The sequence below is a fragment of the Acidiplasma aeolicum genome (assembly GCF_001402945.1).
Classification (GTDB): Archaea; Thermoplasmatota; Thermoplasmata; order Thermoplasmatales; family Thermoplasmataceae; genus Acidiplasma; species Acidiplasma aeolicum.
Map to the genome: position 1 here is coordinate 1 of NZ_LKBG01000057.1, position 3484 is coordinate 3484.

The window sequence follows — 3484 nt, forward strand, 5'->3', positions numbered from 1 at the left end:
TCAGAATCGAAGACTCGACAAACTCCTATTCACCTTATTAAATATTAATAAGGTATGAAATCGAGTCGAAGGGCGGCTATTCTGACTAACGACCTCAAAGGTCAAGTTGCATAACAGCCGCCTCCGATTCCCACAGCTATATCGTCATATAGCTGAGGCTAAATAAGGTTTTTCATGATTTCTGACTTTTATAACTATAATATTTTAATAGCAATGTGCAAAAATAAACATTTATTGTTTATATAAACTTTGTTTAACATTTTTTTATTATTTTAAATCATTTACTTAGACCATTGATTTTAAATATTTCTGGTTAATCTCATATTATAATGATACTTTTAGTTAATTTAACTGCCGTAATTTATGTTTGATTATGCTATTATTAATATTTAATATGTATAATATATTTTTTCTTGACATATTTTAAATAAGAAGTAATAGAATAATAATATGCGTTATTTTATTCCCTTAGATTTGATAAATAATTATATATAAATAACAAAGAATGCCTTTTAAGCGAACATATGGTTATAATTTTATCCAACATTAATGCCCACTTTGTTTAGCACTTTGTTAATATATTTCATTAAACTTGTCTCTCTTAAATAATTTTTAATTTTGATTGGAATATGGGATTTTATAAATAAGATTGTTCTAATTTTTTTATCTAGTTGAAATGGAACATATAATTTTAAAAAATTATAAATATCTACATTTTCTTGAAAAATTTTTAAAGTCCTTCTATAAAAAAACATATGATGATAATGAATATGTACAATAGTTTTGAATTTTTTTTGATCAATATGTTTCATCACAGGCAATGAATAATTATAGTTAGAATCTAATAATAAGATTTTATCTCTTGGATGTTTTACTACAGCAGCCGAAGTAAAAACTTGATCTAAATAGAATCTTTCTAATGAACCTTTTGGCAATCCAGAAAAATACGGGTCATTGTATGCCATTTCTATTTTCTCCAAGCATTCTTGAAAAATTTGTAAACTTGGTTTTACAGAAATGATTCCTATGTTAAAATAAGCCACAATATTTTTATTATCATGTAGGGTTTTAATGCACCATAATTTATTAATATCAACATTAAATAGCTTGTATACATGTTTCCAATATTCGCTTATATCATTTATATCGCTATTGGCAATCTCAGCTTTTATAGAATCTATTGGTGTCGTTGCTATTTGAACTTTATTTTTTTCAAGGTCTAATTTATCAGGTTGCTTAATAAAAAAAGTATCTGCATCAACATATACAAATGATACATCACTGTTTAAATAATATTTTTCAATAAATGCAGCACCATAAATTGAGTTTAAATATGGTTGATCATACCATTTTATATTAAGGCTTTTATAAATATATTTAACATTTAATTTTTTATAAATCTCTTTTGTTTGGCATGAAACTTCTTTATCTTTTCTTGGTGTAATTGCATAAATTAAAGAATCTTTATAGATACCACCGTATTTCCTAATAGAAGAGCATAATAATATACTTTTGAATTCCAAATCTCCTTTTTCTACAATATGCACAAATACAAGTTTACCCATTAATATTATATAATATTACATTATTTAAATTGTTGGCTTCACTAAATGTCTTATCAGTTTCCAATATTAAAACATTTCTTTTAAATTCTTAATCCAATTTATTATTATTTATCATATAATTCATGATAATTATTATCATTGATAGGTTAATTATCAATTAATTAATGCAAAATAAACAATAAATAATGAAAATATCAGAAATTCTTAAATAAAAGTTTATAATATTTACTTGTAAAGGTAAGGCATTCCTATAATGTACTGATTTATTTAACTATATTTTAGATAAATCAATATTATAAATATTATTGAAATATGTTATAGAACAATGCCTTATACCATTATAGTCTCAGGGAACGAAATAATATCTATGGATCCCATTATCATATTTACAATAATATATGCAATCATGTAAGAGAATATTTTTATTATCATTCCATTCAATGATTTTGATAATAAATGATCTATATTTAACTGTGATTTCATTCTCTTGAATAATTCTTGTACATTACAATATCAAATTATATACATAGTAAATATATTAAGGAATAATTCTTGAAAACCTTTACGTAATCGTCAATTTGTTTTGTTATTTTGTTTACACCAGTATGATATTATAAGCAACCGTATTAAAATTACAATAAAATGATTACTTATATTAATGAATCCTATTCTATTTATTTTGTGATAATATTTATATCATATTTTATATTACCGTAAATAAATGGAATGACCATATATAAGCGTTATAATATGTGCATTTAAGAGGAAGAATTATATTGATTATGCGATAAATTCTGTGCTGAATCAAACTATTCATCAATCAAAGTATGACTTAATTATTGTAACTAATTTTGATATCACAGTAAAATTAGATAAAAAATATAATTATAAAATCATTGTTAAAAAACTCAACAGAAAAGATTAAATTTAATGGCATATGGCATTAAGGAAGCTAAAGGCGACATATTATGTTTTTTGGATGATGATGATTTATTTAAAAACGATAAATTAGAAATGATATTAGAACTATTTTCAAAGAATGATAAATTAGGTTATATACATAATTCATTTTCTTTAATAGATAGTGAAGGAAATAATATAACATCTAATAAAATAATAAAATTATGGAAACAACCTAATAAAGGTTATTATATTCCTTATGAGAAAATAAAAAGACATTTAAGAAAAATTACTAATTATTGTGGATTGGTTAATTCAAGCAGCATTAGCATAAGATCCTCTATTATTGATAGAGATACATTAGATTACTTTGTAAACTTACCTGGTGATATGGATGAATTCCTATTTTATGAGTTATTGCACTCTGGTTTAGATTTACTAATGACCAAAGATATATTATCATTTTATAGTATACATAAAGAGGGCAATTCTAAGCCTAAAACCCCTTCAGAAATGGTAAAATACATAGGAAGGATTAAGAAAAGCCTTGAAATGTTAAATAAATTACTAGAAAATACTGAATTTTTCCAATATGGGCAGATGAAATTAAAATATTGGATTTACAAAGAACAATTAATAGATGAAAAGTCTCATGTTTCTGTTAAATTCTTATTAATAACCTTTGTAGATGTTATTAAATTTAGAGCCGATTATTATTTATGTTTAGCATTTTTCCTTTATATAAGTTTATTTTCAGAAAATCTACCATAATTTTAATGAGAAAATATTAATATAAAAAATAATGGATAATATAATACTTTTACTGCAAATTCTGTGCATGACAATTCAGCAAATTTAATATATCATGGAAGCATAAAAAAATGTTAGGTATATGTTTTTCATAGGAGGATGTATTTTCCAAGGAATGGAATGGCTATAACTATAATACATCATGCACAGCTAAGGATGCAATAAATGCAATAGATGATGCTATTATAAGGAAATTCAATGGTATAATA

General features: G+C 23.6%; 3 protein-coding genes. 2 read left to right on the forward strand and 1 reads right to left on the reverse strand.

The window, feature by feature from the left end:
• Positions 1–536: 536 nt before the first annotated feature.
• A complete protein-coding gene (locus tag AOG54_RS02030; protein WP_055032337.1) occupies positions 537–1565 on the reverse strand; it encodes a hypothetical protein in 1029 nt (342 codons plus the stop codon).
• A gap of 748 nt (positions 1566–2313) precedes the next feature.
• Between AOG54_RS02030 and AOG54_RS10225 the strand changes: the two genes are divergently transcribed.
• Entirely contained in the window at positions 2314–2490 is a 177-nt protein-coding gene (locus tag AOG54_RS10225; RefSeq protein WP_369332876.1) for a hypothetical protein, read from the forward strand.
• 5 nt (positions 2491–2495) lie between these two features.
• Positions 2496–3236 (forward strand): glycosyltransferase, encoded by a 741-nt coding sequence (locus AOG54_RS02035; RefSeq protein ID WP_055032338.1) that lies wholly within the window; start codon positions 2496–2498, stop codon positions 3234–3236.
• Positions 3237–3484 lie beyond the last annotated feature (248 nt).